The sequence below is a fragment of the Longimicrobium sp. genome (assembly GCF_036399255.1).
Taxonomy (GTDB): Bacteria; Gemmatimonadota; Gemmatimonadetes; order Longimicrobiales; family Longimicrobiaceae; genus Longimicrobium.
On record NZ_DASWNM010000024.1, the window covers coordinates 69059 to 87876 of the forward strand.

General features: G+C 70.6%; 19 protein-coding genes. 7 read left to right on the forward strand and 12 right to left on the reverse strand.

Annotation, left to right across the window (positions count from 1 at the left end; translation table 11 throughout):
* Positions 1-274 precede the first annotated feature (274 nt).
* Both VGC13_RS03880 and VGC13_RS03885 read left to right on the forward strand, forming a co-directional pair.
* The gene (locus tag VGC13_RS03880; RefSeq protein WP_331123892.1) at positions 275-1804 is read left to right on the forward strand and encodes a GAF domain-containing sensor histidine kinase; all 1530 of its coding nucleotides are present in this window, start codon (positions 275-277) and stop codon (positions 1802-1804) included.
* Complete coding sequence (locus VGC13_RS03885) at positions 1804-2109, forward strand: hypothetical protein (protein WP_331123893.1); 306 nt, start codon at positions 1804-1806, stop codon at positions 2107-2109. The genes VGC13_RS03880 and VGC13_RS03885 overlap by 1 nt, the downstream gene beginning before the upstream one ends.
* A gap of 130 nt (positions 2110-2239) precedes the next feature.
* Here the strand turns inward: VGC13_RS03885 and VGC13_RS03890 are convergent, their stop codons facing one another.
* The 6 genes from VGC13_RS03890 to VGC13_RS03915 form a co-directional block, all read right to left on the reverse strand.
* Positions 2240-3097 (reverse strand): D-hexose-6-phosphate mutarotase, encoded by an 858-nt coding sequence (locus VGC13_RS03890; RefSeq protein ID WP_331123894.1) that lies wholly within the window; start codon positions 3095-3097, stop codon positions 2240-2242.
* On the reverse strand, positions 3094-3636 hold the full coding sequence (locus VGC13_RS03895) for a YfiT family bacillithiol transferase (protein WP_331123895.1): 543 nt from the start codon (positions 3634-3636) through the stop codon (positions 3094-3096). The genes VGC13_RS03890 and VGC13_RS03895 overlap by 4 nt, the downstream gene beginning before the upstream one ends.
* A gap of 258 nt (positions 3637-3894) precedes the next feature.
* A complete protein-coding gene (locus VGC13_RS03900; RefSeq protein ID WP_331123896.1) occupies positions 3895-4092 on the reverse strand; it encodes a hypothetical protein in 198 nt (65 codons plus the stop codon).
* Positions 4093-4248: 156 nt separating this feature from the next.
* Positions 4249-5664 carry a D-alanyl-D-alanine carboxypeptidase/D-alanyl-D-alanine endopeptidase gene (gene dacB, locus VGC13_RS03905; protein ID WP_331123897.1) on the reverse strand — a complete coding sequence of 472 codons (1416 nt, stop codon included), beginning with the start codon at positions 5662-5664 and terminating at the stop codon, positions 4249-4251.
* Between the two features lie 16 nt (positions 5665-5680).
* Positions 5681-6157, reverse strand: a complete 477-nt coding sequence (locus tag VGC13_RS03910; RefSeq protein ID WP_331123898.1) for a hypothetical protein — start codon at positions 6155-6157, stop codon at positions 5681-5683.
* Between the two features lie 189 nt (positions 6158-6346).
* Complete coding sequence (locus VGC13_RS03915) at positions 6347-6664, reverse strand: hypothetical protein (protein WP_331123899.1); 318 nt, start codon at positions 6662-6664, stop codon at positions 6347-6349.
* 135 nt (positions 6665-6799) lie between these two features.
* On the opposite strand from VGC13_RS03915, the gene VGC13_RS03920 reads away from it, so the two are divergent.
* Positions 6800-7204, forward strand: a complete 405-nt coding sequence (locus tag VGC13_RS03920) for a gamma-glutamylcyclotransferase family protein (RefSeq protein ID WP_331123900.1) — start codon at positions 6800-6802, stop codon at positions 7202-7204.
* Between the two features lie 23 nt (positions 7205-7227).
* Here the strand turns inward: VGC13_RS03920 and VGC13_RS03925 are convergent, their stop codons facing one another.
* On the reverse strand, positions 7228-7542 hold the full coding sequence (locus VGC13_RS03925) for a hypothetical protein (RefSeq protein WP_331123901.1): 315 nt from the start codon (positions 7540-7542) through the stop codon (positions 7228-7230).
* 164 nt (positions 7543-7706) lie between these two features.
* On the opposite strand from VGC13_RS03925, the gene msrA reads away from it, so the two are divergent.
* Entirely contained in the window at positions 7707-8258 is a 552-nt protein-coding gene (gene msrA / locus VGC13_RS03930; RefSeq protein WP_331123902.1) for a peptide-methionine (S)-S-oxide reductase MsrA, read from the forward strand.
* A 572-nt stretch (positions 8259-8830) separates the two neighbouring features.
* Here the strand turns inward: msrA and VGC13_RS03935 are convergent.
* Together VGC13_RS03935 and VGC13_RS03940 are read right to left on the reverse strand one after the other, a co-directional pair.
* A complete protein-coding gene (locus tag VGC13_RS03935) occupies positions 8831-9997 on the reverse strand; it encodes an amidohydrolase (RefSeq protein ID WP_331123903.1) in 1167 nt (388 codons plus the stop codon).
* On the reverse strand, positions 9994-11670 hold the full coding sequence (locus VGC13_RS03940; RefSeq protein ID WP_331123904.1) for an acyl-CoA dehydrogenase family protein: 1677 nt from the start codon (positions 11668-11670) through the stop codon (positions 9994-9996). Before VGC13_RS03940 ends, VGC13_RS03935 begins: the two co-directional genes overlap by 4 nt.
* A 214-nt stretch (positions 11671-11884) precedes the next feature.
* Here VGC13_RS03940 and VGC13_RS03945 point away from each other — a divergent pair, with 214 nt between their 5' ends.
* The gene (locus tag VGC13_RS03945) at positions 11885-12355 is read left to right on the forward strand and encodes a response regulator (RefSeq protein ID WP_331123905.1); all 471 of its coding nucleotides are present in this window, start codon (positions 11885-11887) and stop codon (positions 12353-12355) included.
* A 653-nt stretch (positions 12356-13008) separates the two neighbouring features.
* On the opposite strand, the gene VGC13_RS03950 is transcribed toward VGC13_RS03945, so the two are convergent.
* On the reverse strand, positions 13009-13542 hold the full coding sequence (locus VGC13_RS03950; protein WP_331123906.1) for a phosphatase PAP2 family protein: 534 nt from the start codon (positions 13540-13542) through the stop codon (positions 13009-13011).
* 639 nt (positions 13543-14181) lie between these two features.
* On the reverse strand, positions 14182-15633 hold the full coding sequence (locus VGC13_RS03955) for a trypsin-like peptidase domain-containing protein (protein WP_331123907.1): 1452 nt from the start codon (positions 15631-15633) through the stop codon (positions 14182-14184).
* Positions 15634-15952: 319 nt separating this feature from the next.
* On the opposite strand from VGC13_RS03955, the gene VGC13_RS03960 reads away from it, so the two are divergent.
* Complete coding sequence (locus tag VGC13_RS03960) at positions 15953-17191, forward strand: PPC domain-containing protein (protein ID WP_331123908.1); 1239 nt, start codon at positions 15953-15955, stop codon at positions 17189-17191.
* A gap of 188 nt (positions 17192-17379) precedes the next feature.
* Here the strand turns inward: VGC13_RS03960 and VGC13_RS03965 are convergent, their stop codons facing one another.
* Complete coding sequence (locus VGC13_RS03965; RefSeq protein WP_331123909.1) at positions 17380-17559, reverse strand: hypothetical protein; 180 nt, start codon at positions 17557-17559, stop codon at positions 17380-17382.
* A gap of 229 nt (positions 17560-17788) precedes the next feature.
* On the opposite strand from VGC13_RS03965, the gene VGC13_RS03970 reads away from it, so the two are divergent.
* Positions 17789-18406 carry a YybH family protein gene (locus tag VGC13_RS03970; RefSeq protein WP_331123910.1) on the forward strand — a complete coding sequence of 206 codons (618 nt, stop codon included), beginning with the start codon at positions 17789-17791 and terminating at the stop codon, positions 18404-18406.
* Positions 18407-18818 lie beyond the last annotated feature (412 nt).

The following is an 18818-nucleotide window of genomic DNA, read 5'->3' on the forward strand; positions in this document are numbered from 1 at the left end:
CTCTGCGGCCTCTGGGTTCTCTGGGTGAGACGATCCTTTTTGCGGATTGGGCATGACGCCGATCACCGCGCCCCCCTGGGTGCCGACGGGCGAGATCGAAGCGGGCCCGCCGTGGGAAATCTCCCGGCGGGCTTTTCGCATCTGCCGCGATCGGCCCGATGGCGGTACGTGCGCGAGCCGCCAGTTTGTTTGTTTGGCTGCAACAGGTTACGTTCACTGGTCCTCCCCGGCTGCAGCCGGCGAGGAGCCGGTACCTCCCCGCGCGAAGGAGCGCATGAGCACGCTGAGCCCGGAAGCGCGGACCGACGACGGATTTCCCGCCGAGGCCGATCCCGCCCTTCCCGACGGCCGCACCCGCTTCGCGTTCCTGGCCGAGACCAGCCGCGTGCTGGCCAAGTCGCTGGACACCGAGACCACCCTGGCCACCGGGGCCGGGCTGGCGCTGCCGCACTTTGGCACCTGGTGCATGGTGGACGTGGTGGAGCCCGACGACACCATCCGCCGCGTGGCCGTCATCCATCCCGACCCCGCCAAGCAGGTGCTGGCGCGCGAGTTCTACGACGCGCACCCGCCCGGCCGCGACGACCCGCTGGGCGCCCCGCGGGTCATCCGCACGCAGGAAAGCGACTTCGTGCTGGAGAACGACGGCGTGCTGGAGGGGATCGCGCAGGAGGAGCACCGCGCGCTGCTGCGCGAGCTGGGGGCGTGCTCGTTTCTCATGGTGCCGATGTCGGCGCGGGGGCGCACCATGGGCGCCATCACCTTCGTTTCCGACACCCGCCGCGAGTACGACGCCGCCGACCTGCTGCTGGCCGAGGACCTGGGGCGCCGGTGCGGAATGGCGCTCGACAACGCGCGCCTCTACGCCGAGTCCGAAGAGGCGCGCCGCGCGGCGGAGGAGGCCCGCAAGGCGGCCACCCTCACCGCCCGCCGCGCCGAGGAGCTGCTGGACGAGGCCAACCTGGCGCGCCACGAGGCCGCGTCGGCCGAGCGGGCGCGCAAGAGCTTTCTGGGCACCATCTCGCACGAGTTCCGCACCCCGCTTACCGCGGTGCAGGGCTTTACCGACCTGCTGACGGAAGAAACCGCGGGGCCGCTGAACGAAAAGCAGCGCCACCACGTGGAGCGCATCCGCCGCGCCAGCGACCACCTGCTGGAGCTCATCGAAGAGATTTTGACTTTTGCCCAGCAGCAGTCCGGCCGCTTCGAGCTGCGGCTGCGCGAGCTGGACATGGCCGCCGTGGTGCGCGACGCGGCGGCCATGGTGGAGCCGCTGGCCGCCGCCAAGGGGCTGGGCTTTCCGCTCGCGATCCCCGAGGGGCCCCTCCCCTTTCGCACCGACCCGGGCAAGGTGCGGCTGATCATCCTGAACCTGGCCGCCAACGCCGTAAAGTTCACGGAAGCGGGCGAGGTGCGGCTGGCGCTGGAAATGATGAAGGACGGCGCCGTGCTGCTGCGGGTGGGCGACACGGGGATCGGGATTGCCCCCGAGCATGCGGAGCACGTGTTCGACGCCTTCTGGCAGGTGGACCAGAGCAACTCGCGGATGGGGGGAACGGGGCTGGGGCTGGCGGTCACCCGCCAGCTGGCCGGCATGCTGGGGGGCGACGTGACCATGGAGAGCGAGCCGGACGGCGGAAGCGTGTTCACCGTGCGGCTTCCGCTGCTCACCCCGCCGGCCGTGGTGCCCAGGAACGACGCGCCGGTTGAGCTTTCGCCCAGCGAAAAGCGGGTGCGGGGGCGCCGCGGCCAGCCCCGCCGCGGGGCCCGGGCCATTCCGCGCGACGAGCACGGGGAGGGGTGATGGCGAACCCCACCTTTTCCGAGTCCATCCGGCTCATCGCGCGCGGGCTGCGCGACGACGCGCCCACGCACGTGCGGCTGAACGGCGCCGCCGCGCGCATCGACCACCTGGGGCGGCGGCTGCACGGGCTGGGGTGCGTGCGCGACCGCGAGATCGCCGGCTGCTTCGTCGCCGCCATCGCCGAGCTGGACGCGTCGCACGCCCTGGCCGAGGACGCGCGCGCCCAGTCCGTTCTCCGCGCCGCCGGCCAGATGGACGCCGCCTTCGCCCACGCCGCCGAAGGCTTCCTGCCACCGACGCCCTGATCGCGATCCTTCCAGCTCCACAAGGTTGGGGTACAGAGGAGCAGAGGAAAAATCAGAGGAACAGAGGCCCACACAGGTTTCCTCTGTTCCTCTGATCTTTTTCTCTGTTCCTCTGTACCCCCAACCTGCTTCAGTCCGCCGGCTCCGCGGAACGATCGGGGATCACCTGGATCCGCTGGACGCCGGTCCACCCCGCGCCGGGCTCCAGCGTGACGGGCGACCCCACCTGCGCCGCCTCGACGCAGATCATCTCCAGGTACTCCTCGTCTTCCATGTCGTCGAGCTTCGCGGCGCCCGCGGCCCACGGGTTCCACACCACCGTGTCCGCGAAGCCGGTGGACTGCACGCGAAAGGTGCGGCCGTTGGCGCGGTCGTGCACGCGCAGCTGGGGCGGCGTGTCCAGGTAGACGCGGTCCACCTCCCCGCCGGCCGTCACCTCGCGCGCGTCATCCACCTTCAGCTCCTCGCCGCTCTCCCGGTCGCGGTAGCGCACGCCGTGCAGCCCCTCGATCACCATCTCGCGCACGTCACCCACGCGCAGGTACGTGTGCAGCGCGGCGCTGAAGGTGAAGGGCGCCGTGTCGGTGTTGCGGATGGAAAGCGTCAGCGCGATGCGGTCGGCCCCCAGCTCCACCGCGAGCTCCGCCAGAAAGGCGTGCGGCCAGATGCGCTGCGTCTCGTCCGAGTCGCGCAGGCGCAGCCGCACCGACGTGGCGTCGCCGCCCTCCACCCGCTCCCACGGCAGCGTGCGCGCAAAGCCGTGCTTGGGGAGCGGGCCCAGCTCCGCGAACTGCGGAAAGACCACGGGCACGCCGCCGCGAATGGCCGTCCCCGGCTGGAACTTCGCGGCGCGGCTGACGAACAGCGCCTCCGCGCCGCCCGCGGGGGTCCACGACGTCACGTGCGCGCCCTGCAGGTACGCCTCCGCCGTGGCGCCGGAGGGGTGCGAGAGGCGCAGCTTCCCGAGGTCCGCCGATTCGCCCGTCACCAGCCCATCCGTTCGCGCAGGTGGGTGACGTGCGCCACGTGGTGGCGGCCGTGCCACGCGTACAGCGCCAGCATGTTCTCCAGCCGCATGGGGCCGTGGTCCGGGTGCTGAATGGTGCGCGCCCACTGTGAGTCGTCCATCGACCGCAGCACGTGCACCCAGCGAACGTGCAGCGCCTCCAGCAGCGCCAGCGACGTCTCCACCGGCGTGGCGCGCGTGTCTTCCAGCAGCGCCCACGCGGCCTCGTCGTAGGTCTTGATCCCCGGGTTGTCTTCCGTGAGCCCCAGCTTGAAGCGCGTGTAGGCGTTCATGTGGCTGTCGGGCACGTGGTGCGCCAGCTGCCGCACCGTCCAGCCGCCGTCGCGGTAGGGCGTGTCCAGCTGCGCGTCCGTCAGCCCCTGCACCGCCGCGCGGAACCGCTCCGGCGTTTGCGCGATCTCGTCGATCCACTCGGCGCGGCGCTCCGGCGTCGGCTCCACGCCGCGCTGAAACCTGCCGACGGGGTACCGCGGATCGGTCGCCGTGTCGCTCGTCGTCATCCCACACGTCTCCGGGGCAAAAAGGTACGAGAGTCAGAACGTTCGCGGAGAAGCCGCATCTCCGCGTTTCCGCCGCGAGACAAGGTAAGCGGGAACGGATGGCGGGCGAGAGGGCCGCGCGCGTGACCGGCAAAGACCATTCTCACCCAGAGGCCGCAGAGGCCACAGAGAACATGCCTCTGTGGCCTCTGCGTGCCGATCTCATTTGCGGATTGCGACGAGGGCCGGGCGCGTGCCGGCCCCCGCCGTCTCACCTGCTCAGCAGTCGCACCAGCACTCGTTGTTCACACAGGTTCCACCGCAGCCGGTCCCGCACATCGCACGGCACTCGTACGGCTCGCACCACCCGGCCCCCTTCTGCGCGCCCGGCGCGGCGAACGCCTGCGTGCCGCCGAACACCAGCGACGCCGCCGTGACTGCGGCAAAGCTCCAGCGCAGAATCCCGTTCCTCTTCATCGCTCCTCCTTCGTGGATGTGGTTCCAACGGCGGGAGCGGGGAATGTAGCATCGAACTTCGCGGCGTGAAAGGAATGCGCTTCCTCCACACGCCAAAGTGCCCCGCACCTTCCGGCGCCGGGCACTCGATCCCTGGCACTAGGTACTTCTTCTTCCCTATCGCCGGTACCCCGCCAGCAGGTTCCCCAAATTCGTCTGCACGCCGCGCGCGCCCGAAGTATTGCGTCCGTTGTACAGGAACGAGAACACCACGTTCTCGCCGCTGGCCGTCTTCACGTAGCCGCTCAGCGTGCGCACGTCGTTGATGTAGCCCGTCTTGGCGTGCAGGTTCCCCGCCGCCGGGCCGGTGTTGAACATGCGCGCCATCGTCCCCCCGCGGTCGCCCGCGATGGAGAGCGACTCGTGGAACTTGGCGGACCACGGCTGCTTGTGGGCGTAGATCAGCGAGCGCACCAGCGCCTCGGCGCTGGTGCGGTTCTGCGCCGAGAGCCCCGAGCCGTCCGCCTGCCAGATCTGTCCCCAGGGAATCCCCGCCGCGTCGTGAAAGAACACCGCCGACGCGCTGCCTCCCGCCGCGTAGGTCCCGCGCCCCGTGGCCTTGGCCACCGCCGCCTTCCACAGGTGCTCCGCAAAGAAGTTGTCGGAGTGGCGGCCCAGCTGGAACACCATGTCCATCAGCGGGATGGAAAAGTGCCGGTGCACCAGCGTGGCGCCCTGCGGCGTCTGGGCAATGCGCAGCGGCCCGCGCACCTGGATTCCCGCCTCGCGCAGCGCCTGGCGAATGGCGCCGCCCGCCAGGTACGCCGGCTCGTACGCCCCCACCCCAAAGCGCCCCTGCCCGCCGCCGCGAATGCGGATGGTGTCCTCGTCCGGCTGGCGCACGGCGTACGCGTTGCCCCCGCCGCCGCGCGAGCGGTTGACGATGGGGATCTCGGGGACGTCCGGCTCGCGGATGTAGCCGCCGGGCGTCATGCGCACCCACAGCATGTTGCGGTTGAAGGGCAGGCCGCTCACCGTGGGCGCGTACCGCGCCGCCCCGTTCCCCGTGTCGCGGGGCCAGTCGGGCCCGTAGTTCTGCCGGTCGTGCACGTACGGGTCGGCGATCACGCCGCCCTCCACGGACGTCACCCCCAGCCGCTTGAGCCCCGCCGCCATCCGGCGCGGGCTGGTCATGGGGTCCTTGTCGTACTCCGCGTACCCGAACGCCGGGTCGCCCGAGCCGCGGATCACCACGTCGCCGCGCACCACCCCGTTCTGCACCGGGCCGGTGATCAGCAGGTCGGTGGGAAAGCGGTAGTCCGGGCCCAGCTCGGCCAGCGCCCAGATGGCGCTGTACACCTTGTTGTTGCTGGCCGGGATGATGGGCTGGTCGGCGTTGATGGCGAACAGCGGCTCGTTGCGGTCCAGCGACCAGGCGAACACGCTCCACTCGCTCTGGTTGGGGACCAGCGCGCTGGCCTGGGCCTGCAGGGCGCCGCCCGCGGTCTGCGTGGCGGCGCGCACGGCCAGAAAGCCGCCTCCCACCGCCAGGACCAGCGCGGCGGGGACGGCGGTGCGTTTCAGGAACTTCATCTGCGTGCTTTCGGTGTCAGTGCGCGGCGGCGGGCGGAACCTGTGCCTCCGCCTCCGCCGCGGCGGGCGCATCGCCGCCGGGGCGCGTTTCCATCCCCTCCAGCATGCGCTGCTGCATGCGGAACGACGAGCGGGTGTTTTCTTCGATGTCCATCATCAGCACGAACATCCCCGCCAGCGCGAACAGCGCCACGGCGACCACGATGCTGCTGACGAAGACGATGGCGCCGTTCAGGTTCGACGCGCCGTCGTCGCCCAGGGTGCTGAAGAAGACCAGGCCGCCCAGGGCCAGGACCATCACGCCCAGAAAGCGCAGCACCGCCAGCAGGGTGCGCAGGCTGCCGTAGCGCGTCTCGACGCCGGCCAGGCGCCGGGGCGCGCGGCGCTCCTTGAGCAGGTTGCCGCAGGTGGGGCACTTGTCGACCGTGGGATCGTCGACGACGGTGCCGCACCGGGTGCACTGGACCGGGGTGCTGAACAGGTGCAGGGACATGCGTGCCGCCGGGTTTCTGAAAGCACCGCCGGGTGCCGTGCGTGGCCCCGGCGGCGCGGTTCCGAGTTCGAGTGTCGGGTCGGACTGGCCGAGCGCAACGCGCGTGCCATCCGGGGAAGTGCGAAAGTGCGGGAGTGCGGGAGTGCGGGAGTGGATGTGCCTTGCTCTCGCACTTTCGCACTTCTGTTCCTATTCCTCGTCTTCGTCCTCGCGGCCCTTGCGGCTCACCAGCTTGTTGAAGCGGTCCAGCTCGCCGTCGTCGCCCTTGATGTCGCGGTGCAGAAAGGCCAGCTCGCTCTCCTCGAACTTCTCGAAGAACTCTTCCCAGCCGATCTCTTCCAGCGAGCCCTCACCGGAGTAGCCGGGAAAGTCGATGCGCAGGATGCCGGGGTCGTCGCCGCCGCCGGTGCGCTTTACGTGCGTGGGCCTGCCGCCGCGCTCTTCCACCCAGCGGCGGATGAAGTCGTGGTCCGTCGTGGTATGCGCGCTGCGCTCGCTCTTGCTCATCGTCTTCATCTCCGTCCACACGGGTCAGCCAGAACGGCCCCGGCGCGCATGGCACCGGCCGCCGCGCGCCCTGCAAGCACGGAGCGTACCGCGGCGCATTCCGTCCACCTTGCTGCAGATGGAACAAGGACCGCCATGCCCCATCACCTGTTCGTCTACGGCACCCTGCGCGCGGACGCGGCCGGCTCCGCCCACGCTCGCCTGATGCGCGGCGTGCGGCGCGTGGGCCGCGCGGCCATCGGCGGCGTCCTGTACGATGCCGGCCGCTACCCCGCCGCGGTGCCGTCGGCCCATCCCGCGGACCGCATTGCCGGCGAGCTGTACGTGGTGAGTGCCGGCGCGGCGGATGCGCTGCTGGCCGCGCTGGACGACTACGAGGGCTACGACGCCGATGCGCCGGACGAATCCCTGTTCGTCCGGCGCATCGTGCAGGCGGCGGGGGAGGATGGCCGCTGCGCCGCCGCGTGGGCCTACTTCTACAACCGCCCGGTGGACGGGCTGCCGCGCGTCGTTTCGGGCGACTGGCTACCGGGCGCGTGAGGTGCGGGTGGTGGTGATCAAGATCATGTCCGGCCCACGCCGTCGCGGAGCCCCGCCTTGCCGCGGACGATCTGGACGTCCGCGATCTCCGTGGCCATCAGGTGCGGCGCCTCCTGCTGGATTACGCCGTCGACGATGATCAGCGCCTCGGGGCCCAGCGGGTTGATCCACACCTGCTCTGGGCCACGCTGGGTGGCGGAGGCTGGATCATCCGCCCGTGCGGCGCTGGCCTGCATTTCGGATACGGGGACGGCCTGCGGCCCCGTCACCGAATCAAGGGTGCAGGCGGCGGTGGCCAGCAGCGACAGACATACGAGTGTGTGATGGTGGCGTCTCATGATGCACCCCCCGGTTCCGGTTCGTCTTCACCCGCCAGAAAGGACAACGCGCACTCCCTGTGGATGTGGACGCCCCTCCTGTAACACATCCGTCCACGCCATTGCGCGCGCCGGTGGCGTGGCCCAGAATGCGCGACGGACCTTATATCGTGGAGGGGGGGATGATGACGAAGAACGATCAGCGCGAGGTCGCCACCCTGGGCGGCGGCTGCTTCTGGTGCATCGAGGCGGTGTTCGATGAGCTGCGGGGGGTGGAAAGCGTGGTGAGCGGATACATGGGCGGGCACATGCCCAATCCGTCGTACGATGCCGTGTGCTCCGGCATTACCGGCCACGCCGAGGTGGTGCAGGTGACGTTCGATCCGGCCGAGGTCTCGTTCCGCGAGATCCTGGAGGTGTTCTTCACCGTCCACGACCCCACCACGCTCAACCGCCAGGGCGCCGACGTGGGGACGCAGTACCGCTCCGCCATCTTCTACCACTCCGACGCGCAGCGCGACACCGCCCGCGAGGTCATCCGCGACCTGGAGGCCGAGGGCGTGTGGGAAAACCCCATCGTCACGCAGGTGGTGCCGGCCACCGAGTTCTACCCCGCCGAGTCGTACCACCAGGAGTACTTCGCCCGCAATCCGCGGCAGGGCTACTGCCAGGTGGTCATCGCCCCCAAGGTCAGCCACTTCCGCAGTAAGTACCTCACGAAGCTCAAGCGCGCGTAGGCGTCACCCCTCACCCGTTCGCTCAGGCTCGCACCCTCTCCCACACGTGGGAGAGGGTGCGAACGTCACCCGGCCTCTGCGGCGTTACCGCGCGAGCCGCACGTGCCTGGCTGCGGACGCGCAGGTGCCCTGGGCCGCCGCAAACCGCCAGGCCGCCGAGTCCGCGCAGGCGGACTTTGCGCTTTTCCAGCGGCGAATTCATTCGCTCCTGGGGTGGAGCCGGCCAGAATTACCCCCCCCGTTGCGGACGCGCAGGTGCCTGGAACGCCGCAAACCGCCGGGCCGCCGAGCCCGCGCAGGCGGACTTTGCGCATTTCCAGCGGCGAATTCATTCGCTCTTGGGGCGGGCTTCGCGATGTCCTTGCATCGAATTCGTCCGCTCCTGGGGCGGACTTCGCGATGTCCTTGCATCGAGTTCATTCGCTCCCGGGGCGCACCTCGCGATGCCGGCGTGAACTGATCCACCCCTGCTGGCGGACTTTGCGGTGCCCCGGCGGCGAACGGATCCACCCCCTGCTGGCGGACCTGCGTGAATGCCGGCCGAAATCACACCTGATCCGCCCCCGACCCCGTCACCCGCCCGCCAGGTACGCGCGCGCCGCGGCCTCCAGCACGTCGACGGCGACGGGCATGCAGTCTTCGCACAGGTCGAAGCGCGGCGAGTGGTGCGGGTGCGTCATCCCCTTTTCCTCGCTGCGGCCGCCGACGAAGAAGTAGCAGCCGGGCACGCGCGCCAGCACGTCGCCAAAGTCCTCCGCCGCCATCGTCCGCACGTCGGGGTCGGTGCGCACCCGGTCCGCGCCCACGATGCGCTCCGCCTCGCGGCGCACGATCTCCGCCATCCGCGGGTCGTTTACCGTCGGCGGGCCCTCGATGCGAAAGCGGAACTCGTAGGTGGCGCCCAGCGCGGCGCACACGCCGGCGATCACCCGCTCCACGTGGTGCGGAAGCTGGTGCAGCAGCGCGGGATCGAACGCGCGCACCGTGCCCTTGAGCGACGCCGTCTCGGCGATCACGTTGTGCGCCGCGCCCGCGTGGAAGGCGGCGATGGTCACCACCGCCGGCTCCAGCGGCGGCACCGTCCGCGACACCACGCTCTGCAGCGCGACCACGATCTGGCTGGCGGCGTACAGCGCATCCACCGTCTCGTGCGGCATGGCGCCGTGCCCGCCGCGCCCGCGCACCTCGATGCCGAACTCGATCGCCCCCGCCATCTGCGGCCCCTGGACCACGCCGACCACCCCGCTGGGCAGCCCCAGCCACACGTGCAGCCCCAGTGCGGCATCCACGCCGTCCAGCACGCCGGCCTCGATCATCCCCACGGCCCCGCCCAGCCCTTCTTCGGCCGGCTGGAACATGTACTTCACCGTGCCGCGCCACTGGTCACGCGTGCGCGCCAGCCGCTCCGCCACCGCCAGGCCGATGGCCACGTGCGCGTCGTGCCCGCAGGCGTGCATCGACCCGGGGAGGGTGGATACGAAGTCGTGCCCCGTCTCTTCCGTGATCGGCAGGGCGTCCATGTCCGCGCGCAGCAGCAGCGTGGGCCCGTCGCCCGCGCCGCCGCGCAGCGTGCCCACCACGCCGGTGACCGCGATCCCCGTCCGCACCTCGTAGCCCGCGGCCCGCAGGCGCTCCGCGGCGATGCCGGCGGTGCGGTGCTCGTTGAAGCCGATCTCCGGGTGCCGGTGCAGGTCGCGCCGGGTGGCGACCAGCAGCTCCGTCTCGTCCACCATCGTCATCCCGCCACCTCCGCCTGCAGTGCCTGCTCCATCATCATCCCCGCAAAATTGCTGACCTGGTCCATGCCGTGCGCCGCCAGCCGGCGCGCGGCCCGTGCGGCGTCCCGCTCGCCGCGATCCGTCTCCCACTGCGCGTGCGACGCCAGCAGCGCCACTTCCAGCGCGCGCCCCAGCGTCAGCGCGAACCGCCGCGCGCCCGCCTCCACCTCCGCGCGTCCCCCGCGCATCGCATCCTCCAGCCACGCCTCCGCCCGCTCGGTCGCGCGCGCCGCCGCCTGAACGAGCGGGACGAGCGCGGGATCGGCGACCTGCGCGGCGCACCGCTCCACCTCCGCGCGGACGGTGCCGACGCCGCCGGCGGAGTCCAGCGCGCGGAGCGTATCCAGCGACAGGACGTTGGTGGTCCCCTCCCAGATGGAGAGCACCTGCGCGTCGCGGAGGATCATGGGGATCCCCGTGTCTTCCACGTACCCCGCGCCGCCGAACGACTCCACCACCTCGCTGGCCACCGCGACGGCCTGCCGGGCGGTGGTCAGCTTGGCGAGCGGGGTGAGCACGCGGAGCAGCGCGCGGCCGGCGTCGTCCAAGTCGCCCGCCTCCTGCGCGCCCAGCAGCTCCGCGACGCGAAAGGTAAGGTGCAGCGCGCCCATCCACTCCGCCCGCAGGCCGGCCAGCGTGTCCGCGTGCAGCGGCTGCTCCGCCAGCAGGGCGCCGAACGCCGTCCGCCGCCGCGCGTAGTCGTCGGCCAGGGCCAGCCCGCGGCGCATCAGCGCGACAGCGCTCACCGCGTTCCAGGTGCGCGTCACGTTCAGCATGGGGGCGATGGAGCGCACGCCGTCGGAGAGGCCCAGCACGGGGATGGCGGGGGTGCCGTCCAGCGTGAGCTCCGCGGTGGGCAGCTTGCGGGTGCCCAGCTTGTCCTTGAGCCGGTCGATGCGGATGCCCCTCAACGATCCGTCCTCGCCGCGCGTCTCTACGTAGAACAGCGCCAGGCCGCGCCCGCCGGGCGGATTCCCCTCGGGCCGGGCCAGCGTGAGCGCCATCTGCGAGGTGGCGGCGGAGGTGAACCACTTGCGGCCGTGCAGCCGCCAGCCGCCGTCCGCGTCCCGCCGGGCCTCCGTCCCCGTGCCGCCCACGTCGGAGCCGCCGACCGTTTCCGTCATCCACTGCCCGCTGGTCCAGAAGGCGGCGGGGTCGCGGCTGGTGAGGTGCGGGACGGCGCGATCGATGAGCGCCCGGTTGCCGGAATCGGTCAGCACGCGCGCCGCGCCGTCGGTCATCGCCAACGGACAGGCGTAGATATCTGTCGATGGTGTGAAGAGATACGCCAGCGCGAACTGGTGGATGCGGCTGAGCCGGCCGTGGGCGCGCTCGTACGCCGTGGCCACCACCCCGTGCTCCGCCGCGATGCGCTCCGCCGTGCGCCACAGGGGCGTGAGCTCAATGCGGTCCACGCGGCTGCCCCACGCGTCCCACTGCGTCAGCACGGGCTCGCTCAGCCGGTCCGCCAGCTGGGCGGGGTACAGCTCGGCGGAAATCCCGCCCATCCGCCGCAGGCCGGGCTCCACGCCGGCCAGCACGGGCGGGGGAAGCAGCCGCGCCAGCAGGGACCGCAGGGCCGGGTCGTCGTCGTACTGGTTGCCCAGCGCGGGCGGCGCCTGGACGAAGCTCATGAGCGGGCAGGTGAGGGGTTCGCGCCGGTGCGGAACGATACCGCACCGGCCCCCGCCCGGGCAATCGCGGCGGACGGGCGAAACACGCCGATCCCGTTGCCGTGCGGACCGATGCCGTCACAGCAGGGTACATGGATGCAGTTGCTGAAGCGGCCCTGCCCGGTTCTTGCATACGTTCCATCGTGCACGCCATTTCAGCCTGACCGGACCAAACATGAACTCAGTCGCCGTCCTCCTGGTGGAGGACAACGAAGACAATCGTACCATATACACCACGATCCTGCGTCACTGCGGTCACGAGGTGGCCGAAGCCGGCACGGGCGAGGAGGGCATTCGCCTTGCGCGCGAACTGCACCCCCTGGTGATCCTGATGGACGTGGCCATGCCCGGGATCGACGGGTGGGAAGCCACCCGCCGCCTGAAGGCCGACCCGACCACCGCGCACATCCCGGTGATCGCGCTGACCGCGCACGCCATGGCCGAAGACCGCCAGCGGGCGACGGAGGCCGGGTGCGAGGGCTACCTGGCCAAGCCCATCGAGCCGCGCCGCGTGGTGGAAGAGGTGGAAAAGCTTCTTGCCCGCGTCGCCGCCGCGGCGGCGGCCGCAGCTGCGACGGCGGAGACAGCCGTCGTGGTGGAGACTGACGCGGCAGGGGTGGAGCCTTCCGCCGCGGTCGTGGAGTAGAGCGCACCCGCGCCCTTCCGCATGCCGGGAGCCCTCCCGCCGATCATCCGGATCGGCGGGAGGGCTTTTTGTGCGCTTCGGGGTGGTTCGACCGATGGTGCGCTGCGCCGGCGGGGCGCCCCCTCCGGGCTCGCATGACTCGCCCACCTCGCAGAGCGAATGAATTCGCCGCTGGAAATTCGCAAAGTCCGCCTGCGCGGACTGCAGGGCAGGGATGCGGGTGATTTCGATTGGGATCGCGCTGCGTCCGCCGGGCCCCCCTCCCCGGCCCTCTCCCGCAAACAGCGCGGGGGAGGGTGACGCGCCCGACGAAGTATCTGGATCGCGATCGAATTCTCCCCTCTCCCCGAGGAACGAGCGGAGAGAGGCCGGGGGAGGGGCCCCCAGCCAGCCAGTCCGCAGCCTGCCAAGACGAGATCGAATTCTCCCCTTTCTCCCGCGCAGCGGGTGGAGAGGGGCCGGGGGAGAGGGGGCCCTGTCGGGCGCCAGTTCGATACCCTTCGTAGAGCCCCGATCCCTCGGCTCACCCAACCTCCCCCGAAGTTGGGGGAGGTGCGAGCCTAAGCGAGCGGAGGGGGCGCCGCGTCGGACGCAGCTCGATCCCTGTCGCGATCCCGATCTCCCGGCGATCCCAACCTCCCGGGCGTGGCGGCTCAGCCCAGCAGGGCCAGCACCGGCGCGGCGGCGATGATGCCGAGGAGGGCGAGCAGCCAGCCGGCGATCACGTCGCCGGGGTAGTGCACGCCCAGGTAGCAGCGCGACAGGCCCACCACCATCGCCAGCACGACGAGGGCGGCGGAGGCGGGGACGGGGAGCACCGCGGCCAGGGCCAGCGCCACGGAAAGCGACGACGCGGCGTGGCCCGAGGGAAAGCTGAAGCGGTCGGGCGGCTGCACCAGCGCGGCGAAGCCCTCGGGCATTCGCGGACGCGCGCGCGTGACGGTGCGCTTGAGCAGCTGCACCACCGCGTGCGAGGCCACCAGCGCGAATGCCGCGCGCAGCCCCGCGTCCCGCAGCGCCGGCACCGCGCCCATCGCCAGCCCCAGCGTTACCCCGATGGTGACCGCCGCGTCGCCCAGGTGCGTGACGGCGTGCATCGCGCGGTCCAGCCGCGGGTGCCGGCGCAGCACCATGGCGTGCAGCGCGCGCTCGTCGTGAAGGTGCAGGCGGATGATCCAGGTCGTCATTGGCCGAGTCTCCGGTTGATCGGATTTCCCGGCCTGAACTTCACCCGCCTGCTTCTCGCCAAGACGGCGGCGCCGTAACGATTTGCAAGCGGAGCAGGGACGGTCGTGTGATGCCGGAACTCCCAAGATGATCGCTGTCATTCCGAGGAAGGCGCCGCGCGTACCCGTCCTTCACGCACCGTCGCCCGTGCGCCGACCGAAGAATCTCCTTCGGTAACGGGCGGCCCTCGCACCGAAACCCGCCGTAGCCGACGAGATCGTGCGCCCGTCCAACGAGTCCAGGAGGATGAGAGAAGGGGCACGAACGATTTCGCCGTGCCCCTTCGCGCGCCGCCGGTCGGCTATGTCCGGCTCAGTCGTGGCCGAGGCTGTCGCGCGGGCTGCCGCGTCCGGCCACGCGCGATCCGAGACTGGATCCTTCGGCCCTGCGACCCGCAGCGCGAGAAGAAGGTTCTGCGTGGCCGGGCCTCAGGATGACAATCTCCTGGGTGCGACGCAGCTCAGGCCGGCGCGCAGGAGCCCGTGGATGCGCAGCCCCGCGCAGTTTGCGGGGCTTCCCGCTTTTCCAGCCGCGGGTTCACCCGCCCGGGAGGATCCCGGCGGGTGACATCCCCTTCACCCCTTCACCCCTTCACCGCCTCACCCTCCGATCACGAACTGCGTGCTCCCCACCCGTCCGCCGCGCTCGAAGTACATCACCACGCTCCGGCCGCCCAGCTGCTGCAGCGCCTGCGCCGCGCTCTCGGCGCTGGTGATGCGCAGCCGGTTGATCTGCAGCACCAGGTCACCCTCCTGCAGCCCCAGCCCGCGCGCCGCGTCGGAGAGCCCCACGATCAGCGCGCCCTGCTCGTTGGTCAGCCCGCGCTCGGCGCGGATGGCGGGGGTCAGCGTCACCAGTTGAAAGTCGCGCAGGGCCTGGATGCGCTCGGCGTTCACCGAGGGCAGGTCGCCGGGCTGCACGCGGACGGCGCGCTCGCGGCCGTTCTCCATCACCCGCACCTCCAGCGGCTCGCCGTACGCCGCGTTCAGCAGCCCCGCCTGCCAGTCCAGCGGCGTGCGCACCCGCTGCCGGCCGATGCCCACGACGCGCATTCCCGTGCGCAGCCCCGCCCGCTCCGCCGGCGAGCCGGGCGCGATGACGGAGATGCGCACCTCCGCCAGCCGCCGCGGCCCCTCCGCGCGCACCGGCTCCACCTCGGCGCCGATCCAGGCGCGCCGGTACTGCCCGTCGTCGGCCAGGTCCAGGGCAATGCGGCGCGCGCGGTTGATGGGGATGGCGAAGCCCAGCCCCTCGCTGCCGCCCGAGTTGCTGAGGATGGACGAGTTCACGCCGATCACCTCGCCCAGCGCGTTGACCAGCGCGCCGCCGCTGTTGCCGGGGTTGATGGAGGCGTCGGTCTGGATCATGTCCAGGCTGTAGCTGCGCTGGCCGTCGCCGCCCAGGATGTTGCGGCCCACGGCGCTCACCACCCCCGCGCTCACCGACGGCTCGGGGTTGCTGAGCAGGAAGCCGAACGGGTTGCCGATGGCGATCACCCACTCGCCGATCATCAGCCCGTCGCTGTTGCCCAGCGGCGCCACGGGAAGCGCCGGCTCGCCGCGCGGCAGGCGGATGCGCAGCAGGGCCAGGTCGTTCACCTCGTCGCTCCCCACCACGTCCGCGTCGAACTCGCGCCCGTCCGGCAGCGTGACCACGACCTCCGACGCCGCGCGCACCACGTGCTCGTTGGTGATCACCAGCCCCTCGGCGGTGATGATGAAGCCCGATCCCAGGCCGGCCGTCTCGCGCTCGGCGCCGGGGGGCAGCATCATCTCTTCCCACAGCGTGCGCGGCACCACCCGCTCGCGCCGCAGCACGTTTACGCTCACCACCGCCGGCGCCACCCGCTGCGACGCCACGACGATGGCCGTGCGCCGCGAGTCCTGCGCGCGGTCGCTGGCCTGCGCCGCCACCGGCGCGCGCGCCGCGGGAACCTCTTCCAGCTGCTCCCGCTCCCTTTCGCGGGCGGTCTGGCTTCCTGAAGCCGCGCCCCCGCACGCCGTGGTGAGGGCGAGAAGGGCGAAGACCGGGATCAGTGACGTGTGTTGCATCCTGGACGTCGGGTTTCGGTGGATGTTTTTCGTCCGTGGGATCGATGACGGTGCGTGTACCCCGCCGCCGCGCCGCCGGTTGCGGAAAAATAGGCGCCGCGGATTGAGATGCGGAAGCCCGCCCCACCGTTTGCCGCCCCGCGTCCGCATCCTCCCAATCCGCCGGATCCGTCTGGGCGATTGCCGCCGAAACCGCTGGGGCGGGGCGCACGTACATCGGCCCCGTCCACGGCGGATGTTGCGAATTCCGCCGGGGGCCGCAACCTTTCACGGCAGCCCCGTACGGCCCCGATCAACCCTCCCGTTCCCTGATCCACAGATGACCAAGCGGTTCCTTCTGCTCGTTTCGGCGGTGGCGCTCACCGCCGGCCCGGCGTCCGCGCAGCGCTCCATCGTTCCCGGCGAGGTGACGCGCGGCGGGCTTAGCTCCGGCGACCCGCGCACCGACGACGACAGCTACTACGACGAGTGGACGTTCGACGGGCGGCGCGGCGAAACGGTGATCGTCACCATGGAGTCCGGCGCGTTCGACACCTACCTGTACCTGGGCACGCGGCGCCGCGGCGGCGCGTTTCGCGAGATCGCGCGCGACGACGACGGCGGCAACGGCACCAACTCGCGGGTGGAGGTGCGGCTGCCGGAAGACGGCACCTACGTCATCCGCGCCAGCTCGCTGCGCCAGGACACCGGCCCGTACACGCTGACGCTCAACGGGGGCCGCGCCAGCTACGGCGGCGACTACGGCGCCACGCCCACCGAGCCGGTGTACGGCGGCGGGTACGAGTCCAGCGGAGGCCCGCTGCAGGCGGGGCGGCGCGTGAGCGGCCGGCTGCACTCGTCGGACCCCACGCTGGACAACGGCGCGGCGTTCCACCTGTACACGTACCAGGGCCGCCGCGGCGAGCGGCTTACCCTTACGCTGCGCTCCACCGACTTCGACGCCGAGCTGGTGATGGGCACGCGCGGCGGGCGCCACGGCATCGGCAGCGTGCTGCAGCGCGACGACGACGGCGCCGGCGGCCGCGACTCGCGCATCGACGTCACGCTGCCCAACAACGGCGAGTACGTGGTGCGCGTGAACCCGCTGCTGTCGGGCACCGGCGAATACACGCTGGAGGTGGAAAGCAGCCTGGGCGGCGGCGCCTACGACGGCGGCCCACCCTACCGGCCCGGCGACGACTACGACTACGACGACGACGGCGCGGGTGTGGTGGACCGGCGGCTGGTGGGACGCTGGGGGCTCACCGAGCCCGGGATGCGCGTGGACCAGGACGACTGGAGCGACGTCACCGACAACGCCACGATGGGGATTCTGAACATCGACGCCAGCGGCGCCTACACCTGGCGCAAGAACGGCCGCGTGCTGCGCGGACAGCTGGTCCCGTTCACCCCGCGCCGCAACGCCGAGCCGGGGGTGCGCTACTTCGTGATCAACGACGGCCGCGACGAGTTCTACGTGTTCCTGGCCGAGTACGGCGGCGAGCGCTACATGCAGGTGAACGGCCGCGCCACCAACCGCGTCATCGCCCACGGCTACCGCGAAGGCGGCTCGTACTGATCCGGCATCGTCTTTCATGGACACGAAGCGGCCCCGGCGGATTTCGCCGGGGCCGCTTCGTTTCCGCACGTCGACCGCGAATCCACAAAAGATTTGGTATCACCCAGAGGACGCAGAGGCCACAGAGAAACCTTCTCTGCTTCCCCTGTTTCCTCCGCGTGAGACGATCTTCTGCCTGAGCCTCGAATTCAGCAGATGCAGATGTGCGTGGCGCAGGTTTCTTCGCACGTGTAGTTGCAGGTCTTCTGCGCGGTGCAGGTGTACGCCAGGGTGCTGTTGGCCATCACGGTGCCCCGGTCCGGCGCGGAGCTGTTCGCCTCGAACGATTCCACGCGCAGGCTGTCGGTGTCGAGCACGAGCTTCTTCATCTTTCGCTCCTTTGTGGGGGATCGGGAAAACGACGCGGTCTGTCCGATACTCTTATAATGCCTCAGACACCGAATTCATTACCGGCGAAAGATCAAGATTGGCTCGCGCAGGATCGCCTGCACCGCGCGACTCCGCGTCCGGCAGGTGGAGCATGAGAAATCCCAGTGCTCAAGCCCGACTCTACCATTGAACCGCCGGCCGTTCTCCCACACGCTCTTCCAGGCTCCCATGCAGATTCGCTTCATCGCGCCCGTCATCCTGCTCCTTCTCCCGGTGACCGCCGCGACCCAGCCGGTGAGTGAGCAGCAACGGATTCGTGAAGAGATCCGCGCAGAGGTGGGGCGGTTGATCACCGCCACCAACTACGAGCCGATGGAGACGCTGCCCCTGTACGTGCCGACCTCTCGCGTCACCTCGATCAACGATGCACAGATTCTCAAGGGGTGGAGTGCGTTGCGCCAGCAAACCGAAGCATTGGCCGGAGCGCAGGGAAGCTTCTTCGTGAGGCTTGGGACGGTCGACGTAACGCTCATGGGTCCGGACCACGCGCTGGCCTTTGCGCCCATGACCATGGAGTATCCGACGCAGTCAGGTCCCGTGCGTGTGCCGGGGAGCATGACGCTCGCCTACGAACGCACGCAGATGGGCTGGAAGATCGTCCATGAGCACTACAGCACGGGCCTGACGCAGGAGAGCATGGCCAAGATGGCGAATCAGGCGAGCGCCGACGGAGAGGGACTCGCTGGGTTCTTGCGCCTTCTGCTTGCCGGGCTCAGCGGGGACCTGGTGGGTGTCGGGACCGCCCTCCTCGATCAGTATGCCGGAGACACCTGCCCGCGCTACTGATTCCGCTTGCCGGCAATGCCCGATGGAAGCGCAGGCGGTCTCTGGCAATCTCGACAAGGGCCGCGTCTTTGCTCAAAGGTGGTTTCCTGAGGGAGCGCACCACGCGTAACAAGAAGCCACACAACCGCCTGCGCGCGACCGAAGGATCTCGTCCGCCTTCGCGAAGGACTGTCCTCCGGGCGCGGCAGCCGGCCCCTCGGTTCTACCGGCGAGATCCTTCGGTCGGCGCCAAAGTCCATCGTACCCGCAGGTTGCGTAGCGGCGCCTCCCTCAGGAAGTCAATTGCGGGGCGAGGTTTAGCAACACCCTCTCAGGAACCGTGAACCACGGCTACCACGAGGACGGCTGTACTGATCGGCCTCGTCTTCGATGGATGCGGCGCGGCCCCGGCGAGTGTTCGCCGGGGCCGCGT